The organism is Thalassospira povalilytica (assembly GCF_002844235.1).
GTDB lineage: Bacteria > Pseudomonadota > Alphaproteobacteria > Rhodospirillales > Thalassospiraceae > Thalassospira > Thalassospira povalilytica.
This window is the reverse complement of the sequence record NZ_PGTS01000009.1, coordinates 11,728-35,630: the sequence shown is the minus strand read 5'-3', so window position 1 is coordinate 35,630 and position 23,903 is coordinate 11,728. Positions and strand designations below refer to the sequence as shown.

Annotated in this window: 20 protein-coding genes and 1 pseudogene; 9 read left to right on the top strand and 12 right to left on the bottom strand. The window is 57.0% G+C overall.

The features are described 5' to 3' along the window. Nucleotides 1-56 precede the first annotated feature (56 nt). The 3 genes and pseudogenes from CU041_RS21085 to CU041_RS19110 all read left to right on the top strand — a co-directional run bounded on the left by CU041_RS21085 (nt 57) and on the right by CU041_RS19110 (nt 3,931). Nucleotides 57-1,796, top strand: coding sequence for a chemotaxis protein CheB (locus CU041_RS21085; RefSeq protein ID WP_101248093.1), 1,740 nt, complete (start codon nt 57-59; stop codon nt 1,794-1,796). A 9-nt stretch (nt 1,797-1,805) separates the two neighbouring features. Beyond that, a pseudogene (locus tag CU041_RS20995) lies at nt 1,806-2,615 on the top strand (CheR family methyltransferase); the annotation flags it as partial. 668 nt (nt 2,616-3,283) lie between these two features. After that, nucleotides 3,284-3,931, top strand: a complete 648-nt coding sequence (locus CU041_RS19110) for a methyltransferase family protein (protein WP_101248179.1) — start codon at nt 3,284-3,286, stop codon at nt 3,929-3,931. Nucleotides 3,932-4,031: 100 nt separating this feature from the next. On the opposite strand, the gene ctrA is transcribed toward CU041_RS19110, so the two are convergent. Continuing rightward, nucleotides 4,032-4,727 (bottom strand): response regulator transcription factor CtrA, encoded by a 696-nt coding sequence (ctrA, locus tag CU041_RS19105; RefSeq protein ID WP_068518026.1) that lies wholly within the window; start codon nt 4,725-4,727, stop codon nt 4,032-4,034. A 404-nt stretch (nt 4,728-5,131) separates the two neighbouring features. Between ctrA and fliI the strand changes: the two genes are divergently transcribed. Together fliI and CU041_RS19095 are read left to right on the top strand one after the other, a co-directional pair. Then, complete coding sequence (gene fliI, locus CU041_RS19100; protein ID WP_101248091.1) at nt 5,132-6,715, top strand: flagellar protein export ATPase FliI; 1,584 nt, start codon at nt 5,132-5,134, stop codon at nt 6,713-6,715. Between the two features lie 79 nt (nt 6,716-6,794). After that, the gene (locus CU041_RS19095) at nt 6,795-7,223 is read left to right on the top strand and encodes a flagellar FliJ family protein (RefSeq protein WP_068518024.1); all 429 of its coding nucleotides are present in this window, start codon (nt 6,795-6,797) and stop codon (nt 7,221-7,223) included. Between the two features lie 246 nt (nt 7,224-7,469). Here the strand turns inward: CU041_RS19095 and CU041_RS19090 are convergent, their stop codons facing one another. Beyond that, nucleotides 7,470-7,949, bottom strand: a complete 480-nt coding sequence (locus CU041_RS19090; RefSeq protein ID WP_101248090.1) for a YbaK/EbsC family protein — start codon at nt 7,947-7,949, stop codon at nt 7,470-7,472. Next, nucleotides 7,946-8,683 carry a TerC family protein gene (locus CU041_RS19085; protein ID WP_101248178.1) on the bottom strand — a complete coding sequence of 246 codons (738 nt, stop codon included), beginning with the start codon at nt 8,681-8,683 and terminating at the stop codon, nt 7,946-7,948. The genes CU041_RS19090 and CU041_RS19085 overlap by 4 nt, the downstream gene beginning before the upstream one ends. A gap of 204 nt (nt 8,684-8,887) precedes the next feature. On the opposite strand from CU041_RS19085, the gene CU041_RS19080 reads away from it, so the two are divergent. The 4 genes from CU041_RS19080 (at nt 8,888) to CU041_RS19065 (ending at nt 13,175) form a co-directional block, all read left to right on the top strand. Continuing rightward, nucleotides 8,888-10,129 (top strand): ABC transporter substrate-binding protein, encoded by a 1,242-nt coding sequence (locus tag CU041_RS19080; protein WP_101248089.1) that lies wholly within the window; start codon nt 8,888-8,890, stop codon nt 10,127-10,129. Between the two features lie 6 nt (nt 10,130-10,135). Next, nucleotides 10,136-11,821: an ABC transporter permease gene (locus CU041_RS19075; RefSeq protein WP_101248088.1), complete on the top strand. Its 1,686-nt coding sequence runs from the start codon at nt 10,136-10,138 to the stop codon at nt 11,819-11,821. Between the two features lie 3 nt (nt 11,822-11,824). Beyond that, nucleotides 11,825-12,475, top strand: coding sequence for an ATP-binding cassette domain-containing protein (locus tag CU041_RS19070; protein ID WP_101248087.1), 651 nt, complete (start codon nt 11,825-11,827; stop codon nt 12,473-12,475). A gap of 145 nt (nt 12,476-12,620) precedes the next feature. Continuing rightward, nucleotides 12,621-13,175, top strand: a complete 555-nt coding sequence (locus CU041_RS19065; RefSeq protein ID WP_101248086.1) for a prolyl hydroxylase family protein — start codon at nt 12,621-12,623, stop codon at nt 13,173-13,175. A gap of 30 nt (nt 13,176-13,205) precedes the next feature. On the opposite strand, the gene CU041_RS19060 is transcribed toward CU041_RS19065, so the two are convergent. The 9 genes from CU041_RS19060 to CU041_RS19020 form a co-directional block, all read right to left on the bottom strand. Next, the gene (locus tag CU041_RS19060; protein ID WP_068518018.1) at nt 13,206-13,607 is read right to left on the bottom strand and encodes a hypothetical protein; all 402 of its coding nucleotides are present in this window, start codon (nt 13,605-13,607) and stop codon (nt 13,206-13,208) included. A gap of 94 nt (nt 13,608-13,701) precedes the next feature. Further along, entirely contained in the window at nt 13,702-15,333 is a 1,632-nt protein-coding gene (locus tag CU041_RS19055) for a hypothetical protein (protein WP_101248085.1), read from the bottom strand. 7 nt (nt 15,334-15,340) lie between these two features. After that, nucleotides 15,341-16,132 carry a MinD/ParA family protein gene (locus CU041_RS19050; RefSeq protein ID WP_068518016.1) on the bottom strand — a complete coding sequence of 264 codons (792 nt, stop codon included), beginning with the start codon at nt 16,130-16,132 and terminating at the stop codon, nt 15,341-15,343. Further along, nucleotides 16,129-17,109 carry a flagellar biosynthesis protein FlhF gene (locus tag CU041_RS19045; protein ID WP_101248084.1) on the bottom strand — a complete coding sequence of 327 codons (981 nt, stop codon included), beginning with the start codon at nt 17,107-17,109 and terminating at the stop codon, nt 16,129-16,131. The genes CU041_RS19050 and CU041_RS19045 overlap by 4 nt, the downstream gene beginning before the upstream one ends. Nucleotides 17,110-17,166: 57 nt before the next feature. Continuing rightward, complete coding sequence (gene flhA, locus CU041_RS19040; protein ID WP_068518014.1) at nt 17,167-19,329, bottom strand: flagellar biosynthesis protein FlhA; 2,163 nt, start codon at nt 19,327-19,329, stop codon at nt 17,167-17,169. A 92-nt stretch (nt 19,330-19,421) separates the two neighbouring features. After that, the gene (locus CU041_RS19035; protein WP_101248083.1) at nt 19,422-21,008 is read right to left on the bottom strand and encodes a sigma-54-dependent transcriptional regulator; all 1,587 of its coding nucleotides are present in this window, start codon (nt 21,006-21,008) and stop codon (nt 19,422-19,424) included. An 88-nt stretch (nt 21,009-21,096) separates the two neighbouring features. Continuing rightward, nucleotides 21,097-21,891, bottom strand: coding sequence for a motility protein A (locus tag CU041_RS19030; RefSeq protein WP_068518012.1), 795 nt, complete (start codon nt 21,889-21,891; stop codon nt 21,097-21,099). A gap of 21 nt (nt 21,892-21,912) precedes the next feature. Continuing rightward, on the bottom strand, nt 21,913-22,275 hold the full coding sequence (gene fliN / locus CU041_RS19025) for a flagellar motor switch protein FliN (protein WP_044827611.1): 363 nt from the start codon (nt 22,273-22,275) through the stop codon (nt 21,913-21,915). Then, the gene (locus CU041_RS19020) at nt 22,268-23,839 is read right to left on the bottom strand and encodes a FliH/SctL family protein (RefSeq protein WP_101248082.1); all 1,572 of its coding nucleotides are present in this window, start codon (nt 23,837-23,839) and stop codon (nt 22,268-22,270) included. The genes fliN and CU041_RS19020 overlap by 8 nt, the downstream gene beginning before the upstream one ends. Between the last annotated feature and the right edge of the window lie 64 nt (nt 23,840-23,903).

The window sequence follows — 23,903 nt, the reverse complement described above, 5'->3', positions numbered from 1 at the left end:
TGTGCCATGCCGGGACTTTGAAATTGATCTCGTGACTCAAGCGGGGACGCTGCTACGTGGAAGACACGCCTATCCATTCGCCATACAAAGTTCTGATCGTGGATGATTCCGCCATCGTGCGCGGACTTGTGACACGCATGATGACCGAAGACAGCGATATTGACGTCGTCGGGTCGGTCAATAATGGCGAAGAAGCATTATCGGTAATGGAACAGGGTGGCGTCGAAGTCATTGTTCTGGATATCGAAATGCCGGTCATGGATGGCCTGACCGCCTTGCCCAAACTGTTGGAAATCGATCCGTCCGTTCGGGTGATCATGGCCTCTACCCTGACCAAGCGAAACGCCGATATCAGCTTCCAGGCCATGACCCTTGGGGCGGTGGATTACATTCCCAAACCAAGTTCGTCCAAGGACCTAAATGTCGGGGCAGGCTTCCGGGCCGAGCTTCTGGACAAGGTCAAGGCATGGGCCGAACAGCGTCGCAAGATGCTGGAAGTCGAGCAGGCGGCAGCTGCCGCTGCTGCTGACGAGGCCCAGCTTGAGGACGAGGAAGAGCTTGCGCAGGAAGCATCCGCACAGGCAGCGGTTGAGACAGCGGCTGAGGCCGCGCCAGAAGCCGCATCGGAGCCTGAACACGATGGTGACGGCGATGGCGGCGATCAGGACGGAAAGTCAACGACCTTCCGTGCTGAAATGTCGATCGAACATCAGCAGCTCCATAAGCCTGGCCGGATCCAGCGTAAAAGATTTACCGCCGAATTGCGCCCGCGTCCGATGCAACAGCATCCGCGTCCGCAACAGGTCCAGATGCGTCCGGCCCAGCCACAGCCAAGCCCGACCCCGCAAGGCCAGTCTGCACCGCCGTCCCAGGCCGCAGCAGACAGCAACGCGGCCGAGGCCCCGCGCACCGCACGCAGTGCGGCGGCAGCCAATCCGATGCCGACCCGCCCGCAGACACCGGCCCGTGATCCGGGGCGTTTGATCCGCGATGCGGCGATTGCCGCGGGGGGCGGTCACAAATCAGCGGCACAAACGTCAACACGCAGTTCGCCGACTGCGGCAGCGGCAAGAACCGTTGCTGCCCCCAAACGGGCGGCGGGGAATGCCCAGGAAGGCGCGAAAGCAGCCCGTGCGAAAACCGCGCGGGGTGGTTCCGCACCGGCACCGGTCCGTCGGCAGGCGTCACGCGGGGCAATTTCGCTGTTGCCGGAAAAGCGGGTCAATGTCGAAGCCATCGCGATCGGCAGTTCGACCGGTGGCCCCCAGGCATTGTTTGAAGTTTTGCGCGGCCTCAATGGCGTGCGTCAGCCGATTTTTATTACCCAGCATATGCCTGCAACTTTCACCACAATTCTTGCCGAACATATCACCCGTTTGACCGGGTTGAAGTGTCAGGAAGGCAAGAACAACATGCCGATTGTGGGGGGACAGGTTTATCTTGCGCCCGGCGATTACCACATGACAGTAGAAGGACGTGGCGGTTCGCGGCATCTTATGCTTAATCAGAACCCGCCAGAGAACTTCTGTCGCCCGTCTGTCGATCCGATGTTGCGCAGTCTGGTGGCAAGTTATGGTGGAAATATTCTAACCGCGATACTGACCGGAATGGGACAGGATGGTATGCTGGGAGGCCGTGACGTTGTGAATGCCGGGGGCATGGTCGTTGCGCAGGACGAACAAAGCAGTGTTGTATGGGGGATGCCTGGTGCTGCTGCGCATGCGGGCATTTGTTCTGCTGTTCTGCCGGTTGGCGGAATTGCGGCCTATATCAAAAAATTTGCGGGGGGTCGTTAACCCACAATGATGAAGCCGGAAGACTTCGATTTCGTAAGCAGACTGATAAAGTCCAAGTCCGGGCTCGTTCTGAGCGAGGACAAGACTTATCTGCTCGAAAGCCGGCTGATGCCGATTGCGCGCAAGCGTGGCCTTAAGGATCTGGGCGAACTGATTGGCGCATTGCGTGGCGGTGACCGCAATCTGGTCGAAGAGGTCGTCGATGCGATGACGACCAATGAAAGTTTCTTCTTCCGCGATACCAAGCCGTTTGACCAGTTCCGTCATGTCGTTTTGCCGCACATGATCAAGGAACGCGCGTCCAAGCGCCACCTGCGTATCTGGTGTGCTGCGGCGTCATCGGGTCAGGAACCCTATTCGCTGGCGATGATCCTTGATGAATTCAAAACCCAGCTGTCTGGCTGGCGGGTTGAAATCATCGGTACTGATATTTCGCGTGAAATTCTGGCAAAGGCCCGGGCCGGGCTTTATTCCCAGTTCGAAGTCCAAAGGGGCCTTCCGATCGGGCTTCTGGTCAAGTATTTCCAGAAAAAGGAAGACCAGTGGCAGATTTCCTCGGAAATCCGGTCAAAGGTTCAATACAAGGAGTTCAACCTTCTTGAGGACTTCCGTCCGCTCGGCCAGTTTGACGTGGTTTATTGCCGTAACGTGCTGATCTATTTTGATCAGCCGACCAAAAGCGATGTGCTGGCACGTGTATCGGCATTGATGCCTGATGACGGCTTCCTGTTCCTTGGCGGGGCGGAAACAGTTCTTGGCATTTCCGATAAGTTCAAGCCGCTTGCCCGTCAGCGCGGTATTTACCAGCTGAACCGTCCCGGCGCGCCGGATGTCGATCTGACCGCACTTGAAAAGGTGCAGGCAGGCGGTGCCGCGGCTGCTGCGGCCGGCGGGGCTGCTGCGGGGGGCTTTGCCTTCCCGAAACCGAAACATATGCAAACCGGCGCCGGGACCACCGGAACCACCGGTGCGGGGACGACCCCGGCACGTCCGGGGACAACCGGCACCACTGGCACCACCGGCATTCGCCCGATCTCTGCAACCGGAACGTCCGGACTTGGCAGCACGACGCGTCCTGGCACCACCGGAACCACCGGGTCCACCGGCACGACAGGTGGCACCACCGGGACAACGCCGCGCCCGCTAGGCGGGGCCGGGTCGACCACGCGTCCGACCGGCACCACGGGAAGTTCGTTCAGCAAACCGTCAGGTTCGACTGGTACTGGTTCGACAACCCGTCCGGGGACAACAGGAACGACCGGTACCACCGGTTCGACCTATCGCCGGCCGCTTGGTACCGGCACAGGTAGCAGTGGCACGACATCAAGGCCGACGACAGGCACCGGGAATACAAGCGGTTCTTCCGGAACGACACGCCCGTCCACGACCTTTGATCGATCACGTTTTGGCAAACCGGACGACAAAAAGTAGTCGGCAGCCGGTGTGACCCCGACTGTTTCCGTTAAACCGAAACGTCGGGAATGAATATGATCCCACAATTGACCGAGACCGTCGCAGCCCCGCGTCAGGCGCTGACTGTTTTGCAGCGCCGCCGCAAGCTGGTTATTGCGGCGCTTGCGCTGGTGTTGCTTGGTACATCGCCGCTGATCCAGTCTGTTGCCAAAGTTCAGATGCCGCTTCACGAGGGGATCGAGCTGGGTGGTATTGGCCTGATCGCGGTGGCGATTTTCGGCCGCGCCTGGTGTACGCTTTATATCGGCGGGCGCAAGGCACAGCAGCTTACCGATCGTGGTCCCTATTCCATCAGCCGCAATCCGCTTTATGTCTTCAGCTTTATCGGTGCAGCCGGTGTCGGTGCGCAAACCGGAAGCCTTGTGATTTCGGCCATCTTTGTTCTGGGCGCAGTTGCGGTCTTCCTGCCGGTCATCCTGCGCGAGGAACGGGCCCTGGCGCAGCTGTTCGGTCCGCAATTCGAACGCTATCAGGCCCGGGTTCCACGGTTTGGCCCGCGTTTTTCGGCATGGAGGGATATGGACGCCATCGAAGTGCGTCCGAAGCTTCTGTGGCGGACCTTGCGCGACGGGCTGGCCTTTTTCCTGGCCGTGCCATTGTTCGAGTTTTTTGACTGGTTGCAGGTCAGCGGGATTGTTCATCCCCTTGTGCATTTGCCCTGACGGGTGGCAAATGCAAAACGCCCCGGTGCAGAACCGGGGCGTTTTGTGTAACGAGCACTGCTGTGACGTTTCCGGGCGCTTGGACAGGAAAAGTCAGATATCAGGCCGCAGCACTATTGGTGTCGGGATCGCGCAGGACATAGCCCCGGCCCCAAACCGTATGAATGTAGTTGTCGCCTTTGGTTGCCGACTGGATTTTCTTGCGCAGTTTGCAGACAAAGACGTCAATAATCTTGAGTTCCGGCTCGTCCATACCGCCATAAAGGTGGTTGAGGAACATTTCCTTGGTCAGTGTCGTGCCTTTGCGCAGCGACAGCAATTCAAGGATGCCATATTCCTTGCCGGTCAGATGCAGCGGCGATCCGTCGACATCGACGGTGCGAGCATCAAGGTTGACGTTGAGTTTGCCCGTCGAAATCATCGACTGGGCATGCCCACGCGAGCGACGGACGATCGCCTGGATGCGTGCCAGCAATTCGACCTTGTCGAACGGCTTGGTGAGATAGTCATCAGCGCCAAAGCCAAGGCCTTTGACCTTGTCTTCGGTTTCGGTCAGACCCGACAGGATCAGGACCGGCGTGTCGACGCGTGCGTCGCGCAAACGTCTGAGAACCTCATAGCCGTCAATATCTGGCAGCATCAGGTCCAGAAGAATAATATCGTAATCATACAGCTTGCCGATCTCGAGACCATCTTCCCCAAGGTCGGTTGTGTCAATCACCATGCCTTCCGACTTAAGCATCAGTTCGATGCTATCAGCATAGGTGTTGTCATCCTCAACAAGCAGCACCCGCATGTTTCTGCTCCGTTACCGTGTTCCGCAATAAGTCCGTGTTAATCCGGATATTTGACAAGCGCCCCAACGTTTGTCGGTGGGAAATTTTTTCCCATTCCGTTAACGATACGTTGCTTTGCGACTCGTGGCAAGCAGGCGAGTCGCATCTCGTTAACTTTTTTTCATCACAAGAAGCGACTCGGGGCCGGAATGCGAGTTTTCCCAACGGTTTGCGGCGTTAACCGTCATGGGGCGCGCAAACAAAAAAATTTGCGATTTGCTGTCTACACAGCTTTTTAACATCGATTATGCCAATATATTTGGTACGACGCGGCGCGATTTGCCACCCCCATGTCATGTTCGGGGATCAAAATCGCCTGCTTGGAAAAAATTGAAATCAACTGCTGGCTGAGAAGGTCCGGGGCGTGTTTCAGATTGGTCGCAACATCATCGCAGAACTCAGACGCATTCCCGATTACCGGGTTGTCGGGCGCGTGACCGCGGTGCTCGGCCTTCTGGTCGAGATCGGCGGTGTCGAAGGGGCTCTGTCGGTTGGCGACCGCTGCAAGGTAAAGCGACGCGACGGCAAGGCGGTGATTTGCGAAGTCGTCGGTTTCCGCAATGAACGCGCGCTTTTGATGCCGTTTGGCATCCTTGACGGGATCGGGATTGGCTGTGAAGTCGAACTGGGGGATACCCAACCACAGGTCTATCCCGATGAAAGCTGGCTGGGGCGGGTGGTCAATGCCTTTGGCGAGCCGGTGGACGGCAAAGGTCCGCTGTCTGAGGGCAACAAGGCCTATCCGATCCGCAACATGCCGCCATCGGCCCATTCGCGACAGCGTGTCGCGGGCAAGATTGATCTTGGCATCCGGGCGATGAATACGTTTCTGACCTGTTGCCGCGGCCAACGTATGGGCATTTTTGCCGGGTCCGGTGTCGGTAAATCCAGTCTTTTGTCGATGATGACACGCCATACGACATCGGATGTGTCGGTGGTCGGGCTGATCGGGGAACGTGGCCGCGAAGCGCGCGAATTCATCGAAGACGATCTGGGCGAAGAAGGCCTGCGCCGGTCAGTGGTCGTGGTGGCGACATCGGACGAACCACCGCTTATGCGTCGTCAGGCGGCCTATATGACCATGGCGATATCGGAATATTTCCGCGATGTCGGGCGTGATGTTTTGTGCATGATGGATTCCGTGACCCGTTTTGCCATGGCCCAGCGCGAAATCAGTCTTTCGGTTGGCGAGCCCCCCGCATCAAAGGGCTATACGCCAACCGTGTTTGCCGAATTGCCGCGTCTTTTGGAACGTGCCGGCCCCGGTGGTCCGGGGCAGGGATCGATTACCGGCCTGTTTACGGTGCTTGTTGACGGTGATGATCATAACGAACCGATTTCCGATGCGGTACGTGGCATTCTTGACGGGCACGTGGTGCTGGATCGATCGATTGCCGAACAGGGGCGTTATCCGGCGATCAATATTCTGCGCAGCGTGTCGCGTACCATGCCCGGCTGCAACAGCGAGGAAGAAAACCAGATCGTGGCGCGCGCGCGCCAACTGCTGGCAACCTACGAAGACATGGCCGAGCTGATCCGGCTCGGCGCCTATCGCCAGGGGACCGATCCCAAAGTTGACGAGGCGATCCATTATTTCCCGCTGATCGAGGAATTCCTGAAACAGCGCAAAACAGAATGCACGCGCCTGAATGAAGGATATGTCGAACTGGCCCGTCGTCTGGATCTTCTGGCCGAAGAACCCGAAGACCCCCGTATCGCCAAGGGGCGCCAATCCCAACAGGCGCAGGCCGCACAACAAAACGCCCAGGCTGGCGGTGCGCCACACGGGATTCCCGATGAAATGCCCGCACCTGCCCCGGCACCGCCGCCATCCATCGGTCCGAAAATCAATCGGGGGCCAAAGGTCAACAGCCGATCACGCGCTGGCAGCGAACGCGAACTCAATGATGCCAAACGCGCCCTGCGCCGTGACAAAAAAGAAGGCTAGTGCGCCAATGATGGGGATGCCACATGACCGGCGCGACCGTCCGGGTCGTCTGAGCAGTCTGAACAGCAGGACATAATCCATGGCCAAGGATTTCAAAACACTGGTGCGCATGCGCAAATGGGCGCTTGATGACAAGCAGCGTGAACTTGGTGAAATGCTGGGTGTTCTTGGCAAACTGGAAGCCGAGAAAGAAGCACTTGAACAGGCAGTGATCAACGAACAACGGATTGCGGCGGAAAATCCCGAACTGGCCGGATTTGCCTATGGCGGGTTTGCCAATGCGGTGATCGCCGAGCGCGAAGCAATTTCAAAAATGATCGCCCAGCAGGAAGAAAAGATTGATGCCTTTCGCGATGAAGTTGCCGATGCCTTCAAGGAACTGAAAACAGCCGAGATCGCCGAACGCAACCGGGCCGAAGCCGAACGCGCAGAAGAAGAAAAGAAAGAACAGGACGAACTTGATGAAATCGGCACCCGTTCGGCAACCCGCGACGATGGCCTGATTTAACGCGTGATTTAACGCCTGGTCTAAGGCCCGGGCTGATACGCCTGAAACGATTTTGCCGGTGTTTGGCGAACGCGCTTTGACAAGGAACAAAACGCAAAGCGACGCGGCATTGAGGCCGCGTTCCTTGACTGGTGGGCAAGGAAAACATCCGACCCACCCAAAGCCGAACAATATCAAAGCGGTCAGGTGACGATCAGGCGGGTTTCAACACCCCGCATATGCTTTCTTGCAAATACCGTCCGTTGATCACACGGCAATCGTGACCCCGGTTTCAATGCCGGTAACGTTGCGCAATTCATCCGGGGTCAGGGCAAAGACCGTTTTGGGTGTGCCCGCAGCAAGCCAGATGGTTTCCTTTGCCAGCAGTTTGGCATCAATCAGGGTTTCAACCGGATGGGCATGGCCAAAGGGCGGGACACCGCCAATTGCGTAACCCGTATGTTCGCGGACTTCATTGGCATCGGCCTTGCGGATCGAAAGTCCGATCAGGCTTGCGACCTTGTTCAGGTCAACCTGATCGGCCCCGTTCATGATGATCAGGACCGGTTTGCCGGCTTCGGTCATGAAGACCAGAGATTTCCCGATATCACTGATGTCACAGCCGATGGCATTTGCCGCGTCGGCCGCGGATCGGGTGCCATCGGGGAATTCGAATACGTCAATATGACCAAGATTGTTGGCATCAAACGCATTTTGCAGACATTGCGGTGGAGAAACTTTTTTCATTGGCCTGTCTCTTGTGCGCGGCGGTTCAGTTTGCGTTTGCGGTTGAGAAGATTAAGCGTCTCGACCGAAAGGCTGAAGACCATCGCGAAATAGATGTACCCTTTGGGGACGTGAATTTCGACACCGTCAAGCAACAGCACAAACCCGACAAGAATAAGGAATGATAGCGCTAACATTTTGACCGACGGATGCTTTTCAACAAAGTCGCCAATCGTCTTGGCCGCGGCCAGCATTACCAGAACCGACAGGATGACGGCGATCACCATGATCGAGATGTGATCAACCAGACCGACGGCGGTAATCACGCTGTCGAGCGAGAAAATCATATCAAGCAGCATGATCTGTACGATGGTCATGGCAAAGCCCGACATGATTTTGCCCGGCCCGTGTTCTTCGGGTTCGTCAATGGTGTGATGAATTTCCTTGGATGCCTTGGCAATCAGAAACAGCCCGCCAATGATCAGGATCAGGTCACGTCCGCTGATTTCCTGACCAAAGGCGGAAAACAGCGGGGCGGTCAATTGCATGACCCAGGCGATCCCGGCCAGAAGTCCAAGCCTCATGCCCATCGCGGCCAGCAACCCGACCCGGCGTGCCGGTGCCTGCTGGTTCGGGGGCAGTTTGGAAACGATCACTGACAGAAAAACGATATTGTCGATCCCGAGAACGATTTCCAGCGCGGTCAGGGTGGCAAGACCCATCCACATGTGCGGGTCGCTCATCCATTCAAACATCATCAAAACCCCGTAACAGGCAGCACAGACAAAAATTGACCGCAGATAAGGTGTGGCTCATCGTGTTCTAACGCAAGCGTGAATTGATTTTACCCAAGGCGGGCTTAAAAAATGCCAACACTAAAATCAAACGGCTAACCATGGTCATGCCCATATCAAAATGGGGTATGATGACAGGTCATCAGGTGAAAAGGATTGTCCGATATGCGTTCAAGAATGCGTGCTTTTGTCTCTGCGTTGGCCCTGGCGACAGGCATTGCAACAGCATCGGTGTCATTGCCGGCATATGCGGACCCGGCCCCCGATGTCGGGAACTGGCAGTCGGTTCTTGATCAGGCCCGCGGGCAGACCGTCTATTGGCATGCATGGGGCGGGGAGCCGCGCATCAATGATTACATTGCCTGGGCCGGTGATCAGGTTTTTGAACGTTACGGGGTCAAGGTCGTTCAGGTCAAACTGACCGATACCGCCGATGCCGTGACCAAGGTGCTGTCGGAAAAGACCGCCGGGGTGAATGATGGCGGTGCGGTTGATATGATCTGGATTAACGGTGAAAACTTTGCCGCGATGAAGCGCAATGAATTGCTGTTTGGTCCGTGGGTCGAAGAAACGCCAAATTTCGAATATGTCGATGTTGAAGGCAAACCCACGGTGGTCAACGATTTTACCGTTCCGACCGACGGGCTAGAAGCGCCGTGGGGCATGGCACAGGTCAGTTTCTATTACGACACCGCCAAACTCGACAACGTGCCGAAGTCCGCGCAAGCCTTGCTGGAATGGCTGGCGAAAAATCCGGGGCGCTTTACCTATCCGCAGCCGCCAAACTATATGGGATCGACCTTCCTGAAACAGATCCTGACCGAACTGGTCAAAGACCCCAAGGTATTGCAGCAACCGGCTGACGAAGTTGATGCCAAGGCGGTTCTTGAACCGCTTTGGGGATATCTTGAAGATTTGCAGCCGCTATTGTGGCGCAATGGTCAAGCCTATCCGCAGAACGGGGCGGCGATGCGGACCCTGCTTGGCGATAACGAAATCGATATCGCGTTTTCATTCAGTTCGGGCGAAGTGTCATCGGCGATCGAAGCGTTCGAGCTTCCCGATACGGTGCGATCCTACGTGTTTGACAACGGCACATTGGGCAATACCAACTTTGTGGCCATCCCCTATAACGCATCGGCAAAGGCCGGTGCGGTGGTTCTGGCCGATTTCCTGATGTCACCGGAAGCCCAGCTGCGCAAACAGGACCCGCAATATTGGGGCGCTGATACGGTTCTTGCGATGGATAAGCTGCCTGCCGACATGCAGGAAGCCTTTGCCAATCTTGATCTTGGCATTGCATCCCTTGCACCGGCTGAACGTGGCACGGTTTTGCCTGAACCCCATCCAAGCTGGATGGAGCTGGTCGAAACCGAATGGCAGAAACATTACGGCGTGGTGCAATAATCGCGCATGTTGCGATTTGTCCCCATCATCACGATTGCCTTTATGATCGGCCCGGTATCTGCCGGGCTGATTGGCACTTTGTTGCCGGCATTTGGCATTTTGCCAGCACTTGGCGGAACTGAGCCCGGACTTGATCCGTGGGCCGCCCTTTTCGCGCAACCGGGGATCTGGCAGTCAGTGCGGCTGTCGCTGGTCAACGGCCTGATTGCAAGTTTCGTGTCGGTTGCGATTGTCATGCTGTTTTGTGCCGCCTGGCAGGGCACCCGAATTTTTCGGGCCATGCAGCGGATATTGTCACCGATCCTGGCGGTTCCGCACGCGACTGCGGCATTCGGACTGGCGTTTCTGATTGCGCCATCGGGCTGGATTGCGCGTGTGATTGCCCAGTTTGCCGGATGGGATCGCCCGCCCGATATGGCGATCATTCACGATCCGCTGGGGATTGCGATGATTGCCGGGCTGGTGGCCAAGGAAATCCCGTTTCTGTTTTTGATGACCCTTGCAGCCTTGCCGCAGGCCGATACCGACCGCACCGCCCAGATTACCGCCACATTGGGCTATGGCCGGGTTGCCGGATGGTTCAAGGCGACATTGCCACGGATTTACCCGCAAATCAGATTGCCGGTATTGGCGGTTCTGGCCTATTCGACGTCGGTTGTTGATGTTGCGATCATTCTGGGCCCGACAACACCGGCACCGCTGGCGGTTCGGATATTGGGGTGGTTGTCCGATCCTGATCTTGCATTGCGGTTCATGGCATCAAGTGCGGCAATCTTGCAGTTGCTTGTCGTTGTGGTGGCCATCGGGATCTGGGGGGCCGGGGAACGGATCATAGCACTGGCCGGGGGCCAGATCGCCGCCAATGGCCAGCGGTTCCGCCACGATGGCGGCATGCGTGCCGGAAGTGCGGTTTTGGCCGGATTGTCGGCCGGGGCACTGATATTGGGGCTTGTGGTCCTTCTGATCTGGAGTATTGCGGGGTTCTGGGGATTTCCCGATATTATGCCCCGCAGTTTCAGTCTGCGTCTTTGGCAGCGCGAATATGATGCGATCGGAAGCAGCCTTGTCACCACGCTTTTGATCGCGGTGCCGACCGTTGTGATTGCAATTGCGCTTGTTCTTGGGTGTCTGGAACACGAAACCAGAAGCCGTCACAAACCCGGTCGAGGGGCGATTTGGCTGATTTACCTGCCGCTGATTGTGCCGCAGATCAGCTTCATGTTTGGATTGCAGGTATTTTTTACCCTGATCGGGCTTGAACGGACGTTGATATCGGTTGTGCTGTCGCATCTGGTGTTTGTGTTGCCCTATGTGTTCCTGTCGCTGTCTGATCCGTTTCGGACACTTGATCCGCGATACGGGCAGACGGCACTTTGTCTTGGGGTATCAACAATGCGGGTATTCTGGCACGTGCGTTTACCGTTGCTGACCCGTGCGGTTCTGACCGCGATGGCGGTTGGGCTGGCGGTGACGGTCGGGCAATATTTGCCAACACTTCTGATCGGGGCGGGCCGGTTTGCCACCGTCACGACCGAGGCCGTGGCACTGGCATCGGGGGGCGACCGCCGCATGATCGGGATATACGGATTGTTGCAGATGGTTTTGCCATTTGCCGGATTTGCCTGTGCATTGCTCATACCGGCCATCCTGTTCCGCCATCGGCGGGGCATGAATGCACAGAACAGGGGATAGGAAATGCCATCGGATCATTCCGAAACCGGGCTTGAACTTCGTACTGTCAGTATCCGTCTCGGCGGGCAGGAACTGCTTGCGGTTGATCTTGTGATTGCGCCTGGTGAAATCGTTACCCTGATGGGGCCAAGCGGTTCTGGCAAATCAAGTTTGCTTGGCCATATCTGTGGCACCTTGCCCGCACAGTTTGATGTTTCAGGACAGGTCGTTCTGAATGGAAGGTCCCTTGATGGATGCCCGCCCCAGGATCGCCATGTCGGTATTCTGTTTCAGGATGATTTATTGTTTCCGCATCTGTCTGTTGGCGGCAATCTGGCCTTTGCGCTACCGGCATCAGTCAAGGGGAAAGCCAAGCGACGCATGCTGGTTGAGAACGCCCTGAAAAATGCGGATATGGACGGGTTTGCCGATCGCGATCCGGCAACCCTGTCGGGTGGGCAGCGTGCGCGTGTGGCCTTGTTGCGTGTCTTGTTGTCCGAACCTTGTGCGCTGTTGCTTGATGAGCCGTTCTCGAAACTTGATAGCGAATTGCGCGGTCAGTTCAGGTCATTCGTGTTTGAACAATGCCGTAAAAACCGCCTTCCGACCTTGATGGTCACCCACGATCCCGAAGACGGCAGTGCCGCGGGCGGAAGGGTTATCAATCTTGCATAGATCCCTGTGAATTATGTCATGGCCAATAGCGGCAAATTTGCTGGTATTGGGGGGAGTTTGGTCGTAATAGCAATTCACCGCAAAGAATTGTCTTTGGGGCCGGGGCAACCAATACCGGTCCTGTGCGGCATGGAGAATGTCGTGAATGTTTCCAGAAGAAATGTTTGCCATCGTCCCGAACGCATTGGACGCAGCCACCTGTGATCGTCTGATCGCGGGATTTGCGCATGAAATGGACGAAGGCGGCCTCGTACAGGGGCAAACCGCAACCCATATCCGCCGGTCAAAAATCACCTGGTTCAACGAGGAACAGGAACCGGTTGTTTGCCGCAGGATCATCGACCTTGTGGCCGATGTGAACCGCAATGTGTTTGACTTTGCCCTGACCGATTTTGCCGAAGAAGCCCAGATCGCCTGTTATGCGGGCGACTTGCGCGGTCACTATGACTGGCACAGTGATGTTGGCGCATCCGATGTCGCCCGTCGGCGCAAACTGACCATGGTGATCCAGCTATCCGAACCCGACCAGTATGAAGGCGGTCAGTTGCAGCTTAACCCGGCGGGGAATTTCCTGGATGCGCCGATGGAACGCGGAACCGCGATCTTTTTCCCGAGCTTTGTTCTGCACCGTGTGGCGCCGACAACCGCGGGTCTGCGCTATTCGCTGACCCAATGGGTGCACGGAAACCCGTTCCGCTGATCAGAAATAGGGCGTCCGGAAGGGGATAGCTTAGTACCGTTCCAGACGATCGAGAAGGCGCGGGTTGCCCCATTTCGGCTGACGGTCTTCAAGGGCGGTTTCGTGATGGAAGACCTGATCATTGTCCGCAGTCTGTTTATCAAGACGCAGGCTGATCCAGCGCGGCACCAGTTCGTTGTTGAAATCATCCATCAACAACACGGCGGCTGCCTCGAAGCTTTCGAAGGTGATGGTGGAAATTTCGGCGTAATAATCCGCCAGACAATCGGTTTTCAGGATCAGTCTGTCGGGGACATAGCGCAGCGTCATGCGTGCCGGAAAGACATTTTCCACACCCGTCAGGTTGCTTTGCAACGTCACCACATAATCGACCTGTGGTCCCGGGTTGGCTTCGGTCAGGATCAGATTGCGACGTTGATAAATTTCAAGCATGACGTTTAACCGTTCTTATATATGAAAATCAGACGATCAGGATACGCTTGTGCACCGGGCAGTAAAAGCATTCATTTCATAAGCTTGTCGTGAATTACGCCTGTATCCCGCTGTGGGAATTGGGGCCGCTGCTGTCGGCAGGCGGGGCGATATGGACAAAACGCGATCCGTCCTGAAACAGGATATGCCCGCTATAACCGGAAATCTGAAGTGCCTCGCGGAAGATGCCGCGAATGTCATCGCGGTTATGTGACTGCAACGGGTTTTCGGTACGAATGATCAGGTCGAACTTGCTGTCTTCGCCTTTGACAAGGCCATCAAGCTGGGTATGACCCACGACGCTAAAGGACAGATCCAGCAGGAAGCGCGTGCCCTGATCGTCCTTTTTCTCGGGATCGTCTTCGCGATCGCCGTGGCGCCAGCCAAATTGCAACTGTTCGATTTTGCCGCCCATATTGAACGGCATCGCCATGACACGCCAGCCATCGGGGCGTTCGTCGGCTGCCATGGTGCGCAACTGGCCAAAATCACCTTCAAGACGTTTTAACCCGCCGCCATCGGCCTCGGACAGGGATGAAAGACTGTTGGCGGCACGATCCCCGATCCAGCCACGCAAACCGCCCTTTGTGCCCGTCATCGCGGCAAAAAAGAACATCATCGTGGTTGTCAATTTCGGGCCGGGTTGTGGCAGATTGTTCAACAGGCTCATCGCCGCACCCGGGTCATGCTGTTGCAGGGCATGAACCGCCTTTTGCAGGCTGTCCCAATCATGGGTCAAAGCCGCATTTTGCCCGCGCAGGATCAGGTCGGCCTCGGTCATCGGCATGGATGTGGCAATGCGCCCGCTGCCCGCGGCATCGACACTGAATGACAGGGTCGCCCCGGTCGGTGCCGGAGCCGGCAATTTGATGCCGACAATCCCGGCTGACGTCCGAAGGGCGGTAAAGCCCTGTGGCAGGAGGCGGGCCTCGGCACTGTCAGGGGGCAAGACCGTCCCGCTCAGCAACAAGCCCGGTGCCTGTCCGGCTGCGGTTTGTGCGGCAATTGTCGGGGCGATGCCAGCCCCCGCTGTTGCCCCGGCAACCGTGCCACCGGCCACTCCACCCGCTATTCCACCGGCCGCATTCAGAACATTGGCAGCCTGTTGGGCCGTGACCGTGCCCTGACCAAGAAAAATCACTTGTGTCTGACTGCCAGCGGGCAATTGCGTGCCATTTGGCATCGTCAGGACAGAGGTGGTAACCGCATTGAATGTCTGACCGGGGGTAAGGGTGGTCGCACCGATATTACCAGATGCCAGACTGCCCGACATAGCCGATGACCCGGGCATCAACGTTTGCGGCAGCAATTGCAGGCGCAAGCCATCGCCGGGATTGATCGCACCCATTGTTGCCGAACTGGTGGCGGCATTTGATGTCGGCAAGCGCGCCCAAAGCAGATCACCGAGATTGGTTGGCAAGGCGCTGGGAAGTTTGACCGTAACCTGCCCAAGTGCCGTGGCAAGGGTCAGCTGATTGCCCGATTGCGATTGGACGGACGCCTGAAGTAGCGTTTCAACCGGCAGCTTTGCAAGGGCAGCGGCAACCTGTTGCGAGGTCGCGCTGGTCACGGTTGCCGTGACCTGGGCCGGGACCGAGCCCTGGGATGCCTGTCCTGTCGTTCCGCCCGCCGAGGCCTGCCCACCGACCGCGGTTCCGGGCGAGATAGCCTGTGGCGGGAGGGTCATGACAAGGTTACTCCTCGTCCAGGAGGGTCTGGGCGATGGCTTCTATGTCACGGGCGGCATCGCAATTCGGATGGCGGGTCAAAAGCGGCGTCTGATTGCGAATGCATTCCGAAACGCGCGCATCGGCCCGAATAACGCCAAGCAGCGGTGGCGAAATCTTGAGGAAGCCCTCACACGCCTTAAGCAGCTTGTTATAGATCGCCTGACCTTCTTTTTTGTCCTTGGCCATATTGATCACCACCCGGATATCGGTTTTCGGACGGGCCATATGGGTGATCTTGATAAAGGCATAGGCATCGGTCAGTGACGTCGGATCGCCATTGGTGATGACAATCACGGTATTGGCAAGGCCGGTCATCTGGCGCACGCCCTGATCAACGCCCGCACCAAGGTCAATCAGGACCTTGTCATAGGATTTCCCGGTTTGCAGAAGATCGTCAGAAAGGGCCTGCAAGCGGCTGGCCGGAAGGTTGGCGAGACTGCCCGAACCACTGCGACCGGCGATGATGTCAAAACCGCCATCGGGGAAATGGGTGATGGCGTCTTTCAGGCTGATGCGCCCGGAAATGACACCGCCCAGATCATGCTTGGGCATCAGGCCAAGCTGAATGTCGATATTGGCCAGGCCAAGGTCACCGTCAAACAGAAGCGCATTATGCCCTTCGAGCACCATTGCATGGGTGAGCGTAATTGAAAACCAGGTCTTGCCCACGCCGCCTTTCCCAGACGCGACGGCAAGAACATTGCGGCCTCTGGTGCGCGGGGCAGTTTTGGGTACAGCATCAGACTTGGTAGTCATTTCACGACCTCGGAGAAGCTCGGTTTTGCGGTGTCAGCGCGATGGGACGGTATCAGAAGTTTAGCCAAGGCAAGGGGACTTAGCGCGGTCAGGCCGTCCGCAACCTGGGCTGTCATACTGACATTGCAAAGGGAAAGATTTCCTGAATCCGCACCGTATAGCGCACCACCAAGGCGGGCGGCAACATCAAGACGCGATATCATGACACGCGTCGCCCCCCCATCAGCAAAGGCATTGGCGATATCGGCGGACTCATAGGCATCAATCCCTGCCGGGTTAACCAGTATCGGTTCACTCGGAATTGCCTTCATGAATTCACAAAGCGTGCCAATATCGGTTTCAAGATACGGATTGCAGCTTGCCGTATCGATCAGGATCACATCGGCTTCGCGTATATCGGCAAAGCGCGATTTAAGTTCATCGGGTGACTTTGCCTGAAGCAGCTCGACCTTGAGAATACGGGTAAAAGCTTCAAGCTGTGCGATGCCGCCAGCCCGTTTGTAATCGGTTGAAAGAACGGCAACTTTGCGTTTTTTCATCACCGCGCGCGCAGCTGTTTTGGCAACGGCCAGCGTTTTGCCCGAACCGGGCGGGCCGACAAAGGCCAGGGCGCGCGGCGTGTTTTTTTCAGGCAGCGGCGAGAAATCAAAAATTTCATCAAGCGCACCGGCCAGAAGTTGCTGCGCAGATGCGGCCGCGGTTTCGCGCGCCATGATGTCACACAGGCGAATGCGCAGCCGTTCCGGCAAATTATGCCGCGTCAAGGCGGCCTCTGCGGTTTCAAGCTGTTCCTGCAAGGCCGGAGCAGGGGCAATATCGTCATCAAAATCAGGATCGCGATCAAGGGCCGCGGTCAGGCGCACGCCGCTTCCCGGGATGTCCTGTGTCGAAACGATGATGGCATCCGCGCCCATATGCTCTTTTACAAGGGCCATGGCCTCGGTCATTGTCGGGGCGGTAAAGGTCTTAAGACGCATCAATCCCCCCTGTCATTTCCCTGACCACAATGCCGGTGGTCATGATGTTGTTGATCATCAGACCTGCCCCAATGTTTTTAATTGTGCCTTGGGATGAATTTCGTTCTGCGACATCACCACGGTGCTTGGGCGGAACCGTTCAACGATCGAGCGCACATAAGGGCGAATGCCCGGACTGGTCAAAAGAACCGGTGATTCCCCCATCATACCCAGCCGTTCAAACGTGGTGCGGACCTTGTTGATAAATTCCTGAAGCTGGCTTGGCGGAATGGAAAGCTGCTTTTCCTCGCCGGAACCGACAAGGCTTTCGGCAAAGATCTGTTCCCATTGCGGTGACATGGTCACCAGCGGAATGACGCCATCCTGATTGGTGTTCACATCCGACAGTTGGCGCGCAAGGCGCGAACGCACATGTTCGGTCATGAAGGTCGGGTTACGGGTAAAGGCGGTGGATTCCGCAATCCCTTCCAGAATGGTCGGCAGATCGCGGATCGAAACGCGTTCGGTCAACAGGTTCTGAAGCACGCGCTGAACACCACCAACCGATACCTGACCCGGAACGATGTCTTCGACCAGTTTCTTCTGGTCTTCATCAAGTTCATCAAGCAGCTTTTGCGTTTCCGCATAAGACAGCAATTCGGGCATGTGGTCCTTGATCACTTCGGTAATGTGGGTCGTGATCACGGTTTGCGGGTCAACCACGGTATAGCCGCGGAACATGGCTTCTTCCTTCATGCCCTGTTCGATCCACATGGCCGGCAGGTTAAAGGTCGGCTCCATGGTCTTTTCGCCCGACAGGGTGATTTCCTCGCCGCGCGGGTCCATCACCAGCAACATGTTCGGGCGCAAATCACCACGGCCGGCCTCGATCTCCTTGACGCGCAGCACATAGGTATTGGCCGGAAGCTGCATATTGTCCTGAATACGGACCGAGGGCATGACAAAGCCCATGTCACCGGCAAGCTGACGGCGCAGGGCCTTGATCTGGTCGGTCAGTTTCTGACCGCGTTCGGTACTGATCAGCGACAGCAGGCCATAGCCCAGTTCAAGCCGCACATAATCCATGCGAAGCGCATTGGCGATCGGCTCTTCGGGCGGTGGGGCGGCGGCTTCTGCGGCGGCCTGGCTTTCTTTCATCTGTTCTTGGACGACGGCGGCCTTTTGGCGTTTGCCCATGTAATAGGCCAGATAGCCAAGGCCGACCGCCAGACCAAGGAACCAGACCATCGGAATACCCGGCAAAAGCGACATGCCCGCCATCAGGGCGGCGGCAACGCCAAGGGCAGCAGGGTAGTTACTGACCTGGCCAAAGACGGCCTTTTCGGTTGCGCCATCAAGGCCGCCCTTGGTGACCAGAAGACCGGCCGCGGTCGAGACGATCAGGGCGGGGATCTGTGATACCAGACCGTCACCCACCGTCAGGATGGTATAGGTTTCCGTTGCCTGACCCAGTGACAGGCCCATCTGTGCGGTACCGATGATGATGCCGCCAACCACGTTGATAAAGGTGATCAGAATACCGGCAACCGCGTCACCACGAACGAATTTGGATGCACCATCCATAGAACCGAAGAACGAACTTTCGTCTTCGAGTTCCTTGCGGCGTGCCTTGGCTTGTTCTTCGTTGATCAGGCCCGATGACAGATCGGCGTCAATCGCCATCTGTTTGCCGGGCATGGCATCAAGGGTAAAGCGGGCGGCAACTTCGGCGATACGCCCAGAACCCTTGGTGATCACGACAAAGTTGATGATGACAAGGATGGCAAAAACGATGATCCCGATGACGAAATTGCCCGAAATCAGGAAGCTGCCAAAGGCCTCGATCACGGCACCGGCGGCATGTGTGCCTTCGTGACCATGCCCAAGGATCAGACGTGTGGTCGCAATGTTCAGAGCCAGTCGAAGCGATGTCGCGACCAGAAGGATGGTCGGGAACGAGTTGAATTCAAGCGGCTTTTGAATGAACAGCGACGTCATCAGGATCAGCACGGAAAAACTGATCGATAATGCCAGCATGAAATCAAGCAGCCATGGCGGCATCGGGAACATCATGACCACAAGGATCATGATAAATCCGAGCGCCATGGCGATATCGCCACGCTTCATTGCCGATGCAACACGCGACTGCACGGCGCCGAAATTTATGCCTCCGGACGCACCGCCACCCTGGCCGTCAGAGCCGCCAGAACCAGTCGGTGTGATATCTTGACCTTCGGCCATGGTGTTTGCTTGTTATCCTGTTGGTTGCTCTGTGTCGCTTGCGCTTTTGTTGGTTCCCCTTGATATGGGGCGCGCAAAGCCGGATGTCATCGTCAATCCTGGCCGTCACCCGGCGCGGGAACTGCCAGACCTTCGTCGGTATATTGGCGCAATTTGTTGCGCAATGTGCGGATCGAAATGCCCAGAATATTGGCCGCGTGCGTACGGTTGCCGAAGCAATGTTTCAGGGTATCAATGATCAGATCGCGTTCAACATCGGCCACGGTACGCCCGACAAGGGCGGCGGTTATGGACCCGTCATTGCCATTGCCATTTCCATTGCCTGTGTCAGTATCATTCGCATCGGACCCATTTTCATCGGGTGTCGCATGTGCCGGTTCGACCGGAGCCTGTGGCGTTGGTTGGGCTGGTGCCGGTGTGCCGGACTGATAGGCCGATGACGCCGCCCCATAGGCCGCATTCGCATTGGCATAGGCCGAACTTGCGCGTGCTGATGCCGGGGATGTTGGGGAAGCAGGGGCCGCCGGTGCGGGCGATTGCGCATCCGGGCTTGTCTGGGTGCGTGCGGGTTCGCTGCTGCCGGTGCCTGACAGCATGATTGCCTCGGGCCCGATTTCATCGGGACCGGCGATCAGAACGGCACGGTGCATGGTGTTTTCAAGTTCGCGCACATTGCCGCGCCAGTGATGGGACAGCAGACGCTGGATGGCCAGCGGGCTGATCGGGCGGATCGGCACATCATTGGCATCGGAGTATTTCTTGACGAAAAATTCGGCCAGAACCGGAATGTCATCGGGACGTTCGCGCAAGGACGGAATATCAAGATTGACGACATTCAGGCGGAAATACAAATCTTCGCGGAAGTTGCCGGCATTGACTTCGGCCTCGAGATTGCGGTTCGAGGTCGCAAGAATTCGGACATCGACCTTGACCGGGGTTTTGCCACCCAGACGGTCGATTTCCTTTTCCTGGATCGCACGCAGAAGCTTGGCCTGAAGACGGACATCCATTTCGCTGATTTCATCAAGCAAAAGGGTCCCGCCATTGGCTTCTTCAAACTTTCCGATACGCCGGGCCTGTGCGCCGGTAAAGGCCCCTTTTTCATGACCGAACAATTCGGATTCAAGAAGGTTATCAGGGATGGCAGCACAGTTGACCGCAACAAACGGCTTGTCCGAACGGTTTGATTTGCGATGGACGTAGCGTGAAATGATTTCCTTGCCCGTGCCGCTTTCCCCCGTAATCAGGATCGAGGCCGAACTGTTGGCAACCTGGGATGCCAGACGCAGCGTTTCGGCCATGCGCGCATCGCGATGGATCAGCGCGTGGCTTTCTTCGGTCACAGCTTCGAAGATGGCCGCAATCAGGTCTGCTTCGGGCGGAAGGGGGATGAATTCCTGGGCACCGGCCTTGATCGCATTGACCGCACCATTGACGTCATTGCCAATGCCGCACGCAACCACCGGAACATTGATGCGTTCCTTGCTGATCGCATCGATCAGGGCAGCCACATCAAGGGCGATATCGGCCATCACCAGATCAATGCGGTTGCCTGCCCGCAGGATATTAAGCGCAGTCGTGACGCTTTCGGCCAACTGGACCGATGCGCCGCGCGCCATTGCGATCTTGCTGGCTGCGCCTATCTGTCCGCCCAGTCCACCAACGATCAGTACCTGCATAGTCTCATCTCTTTCCGATCATTTCCAGATGGCCCCGGCGACCTGCCCATATGGACGGTTTTCGGGGCCGGAATATTCACGTTTCAGATCAATCGAAATAGCTAACGCGTTTTGACGGCGGCAGGATCGAGTTGATCAGCATTTCCAGGCGGCGCGGGTTTTCCTGACGGCCGATGGAAACAGCGCCGACCATGTAGACCGAATTCAGAAGTTCTTCGTCGCTCGAGTTACGTTCAAGTTTACCGGCAAGCGGCATGAACACCATGTTGGCCAGAACCGCGCCATAGAAGGTCGTCAGAAGCGCAACCGCCATGGACGGACCAATTGACGACGGATCATCAAGGTTGCCAAGCATCTGCACCAGACCGATCAGCGTCCCGATCAGGCCCATGGCCGGGGCAACGTCACCGGCCTTTTTCATGATGTTCGCACCTTTCTGGTGGCGGCCGATGGTAGCGTTCATGTCTTTGCGCATGATCGCTTCGACTTCTTCGGCCGGCGTGCCGTCAACTACCAGCGACAGGCCTTTCCACAGATATTCTTCGCTTTGCAGACTGTCGAGATGCCCCTGAAGGGAAAGCACGCCACCTTTACGGGCGATTTCGGCCAGCTGCAGGATTTGCAGCGCCGCATCCGCAGGATTGCGCGACTTATGGAAAATCGTCCGCATCAGGATCTTGCCCGAGCCAAGAAACTCGCCCAGTGCAAAACTGACCGCGGTGATCGCAGCCGTACCGCCGATAACAATCAGCACAGAAGGGATATCGATAAAGGCACCCGGCGAGCCGCCGAAAATAATCGCGGCAATCACCAGCGCAAAACCGATGATCAGTCCCCCGACTGTCGCAATGTCAAACGACGTTTTAGTCCCCCCTTCGGCCATAGTCGCAGATCCTCTCTTACGTTAGCTTTTCTCAGATTTGATGATTTCCGTCATGGTCACACCAAGACGATCTTCCACAACCACCACTTCGCCACGTGCGACCAGACGGTTGTTCACATAGATATCAATAGCTTCACCAACTTTGCGGTCAAGCTCTACGACAGCACCACGACCAAGTTTCAGCAACTGACTGACCTGCATGGTTGCTTTTCCAAGGACGGCAGAAACCTGGACGGGAATGTCATAGACGGCTTCAAGGTCCTTGGATGTCTTCATTTGCTCGCTTCCGGCTTCGGCAGCGGCAAGAAGTTCGGTACCTTCGCCCTCCAACTCGATATGATCGTCGTCGAGTTCCGAGAGTTCGAGATCGTCATCATCAGCCATTTTCGTCTCCTGCGTCTTTGGTCGGTTGCTTCACAGCAGCCTGCTTCTCGGCGTCGGTCGGCGTCGCAGCCGGTTCTGTTGCAGCATTTCGAGGCGGTTGGTTCTGCCCCTGAGATGCCTGTGGCGCGGCCTGCGGTCCGGATTGCATGGCGGTCGTGTCCCCAGTGCCCTGCGGTCCGGTTGTGGGTTGCCCTTCGTTGTTTTTTGTCTCGCCCGCGGGTCCTGATGCCGGTTGGGTACCAGGTGCGGGTGCTTTTGCCTGATCTGCTGGGTTTTCCAGTACGTTGTCAGGTTTCGGCATGGCATTATCTGTCGATGTTTGCACATTCCGCGCGTCGGTGCCATCGCCTTCTTTGGGCGCGGTGTTTTGGCCTGTTGCACTATTTTGTGCAGGACCGGCATTCACGGCTGCCATATCGGGTTTCGCATTGCCAGACGCCTGGGGCGGGGCGGGCTGCGCCGGGGTTGGTGCTGGCGTGGCAGCCGGGCCCGGTTGGGGCGATGCGGGCGCACTGTTTGATTGTGTTGCCTGTGCCCCCGGATTTGCCGGTTGGCCCGGATTGGCGGATTGCGGTGCTGGTTGTGGCGCAGGTGCCGCAGGTGCGCTTGCCGCAGGCTGCGAAGGCTGGCTAGCCGGAGCGGTCGCAGGCTGTTCTGCCGCTGCTGCCTGTTCCGGCGCTGCAGATGCCGGCGTTTGTCCAGATGTCTGTTCAGGCGTTTGTGCTTGCGTTGGTGTCGCCGCCTGATCTGGTGCGGACTGCACGTTTTGGGATGCCGGTTTTTCCGGCGCGGGTGTGGCCTGAATTTCCGGGTCACCCATATCGCTTTCGGGCAGGTCGTGTTCACTGGCATGCAGGGTCAGGGCATTTTCAATAATGCCATTGATTTCAGACCAGACGCGTGCACTGTCACGCACAGCCGTACCGTCGCCCCACGACACCATGCAATCACCAACCGCGACATCGGGTTCGCCAACAACGACGACCTTGCCGGAAAAGCCGCGCGATTCCGCAATGCGATGGGCAACTTCGACCAACTGGGTTTCAAGCTCCGGATTGACCTTGATCATCACTTTCGGGGCGTCAAACAGATTGGCCAGACATTGGCGAATGATGTCTTCGATTTCGACAAGCTGATATTGCTTTGACCAGGCCGGAGCCAGTTTGCGAATGACCCCAAGCGCAACGTGAATGGCGTCTTCGTTGATTTTGGCATTGGCGCGTTTTTGCTGTTCGTCGATCTGGCCCAGCTTTTCGGCAATCACGGATTCAACATCGCCGATGGCCTTTTCGACCGACGCCATGACTTCCTGATAGCCTTGTTCAAGCCCCTTGGCGTGACCTTCGGCATAGCCTTGCTCGTGGCCTTTCTGTTCGGCCTCGGCAACCATCTGGGCGGCTTGTTCTTCGGTATAGACGGCCGGGGGCGGTGGTGGCGTGTCGTCTTTTTTCTTTTTCTTCTTTTTGCCCAGCTCGTAATGCTCATCATCATCGCCGGCAGAACGGATCACGTTGTCTGCGTCGTCGAAGCTTAGGGCAAAAGTGAACTTTTCAATGGCCGTCATATCGAACTGTTAAACCGCCTTGAGCGACAAAAGGAAGGCAGCCAAAGGGCTGCCAGTGAGCCGT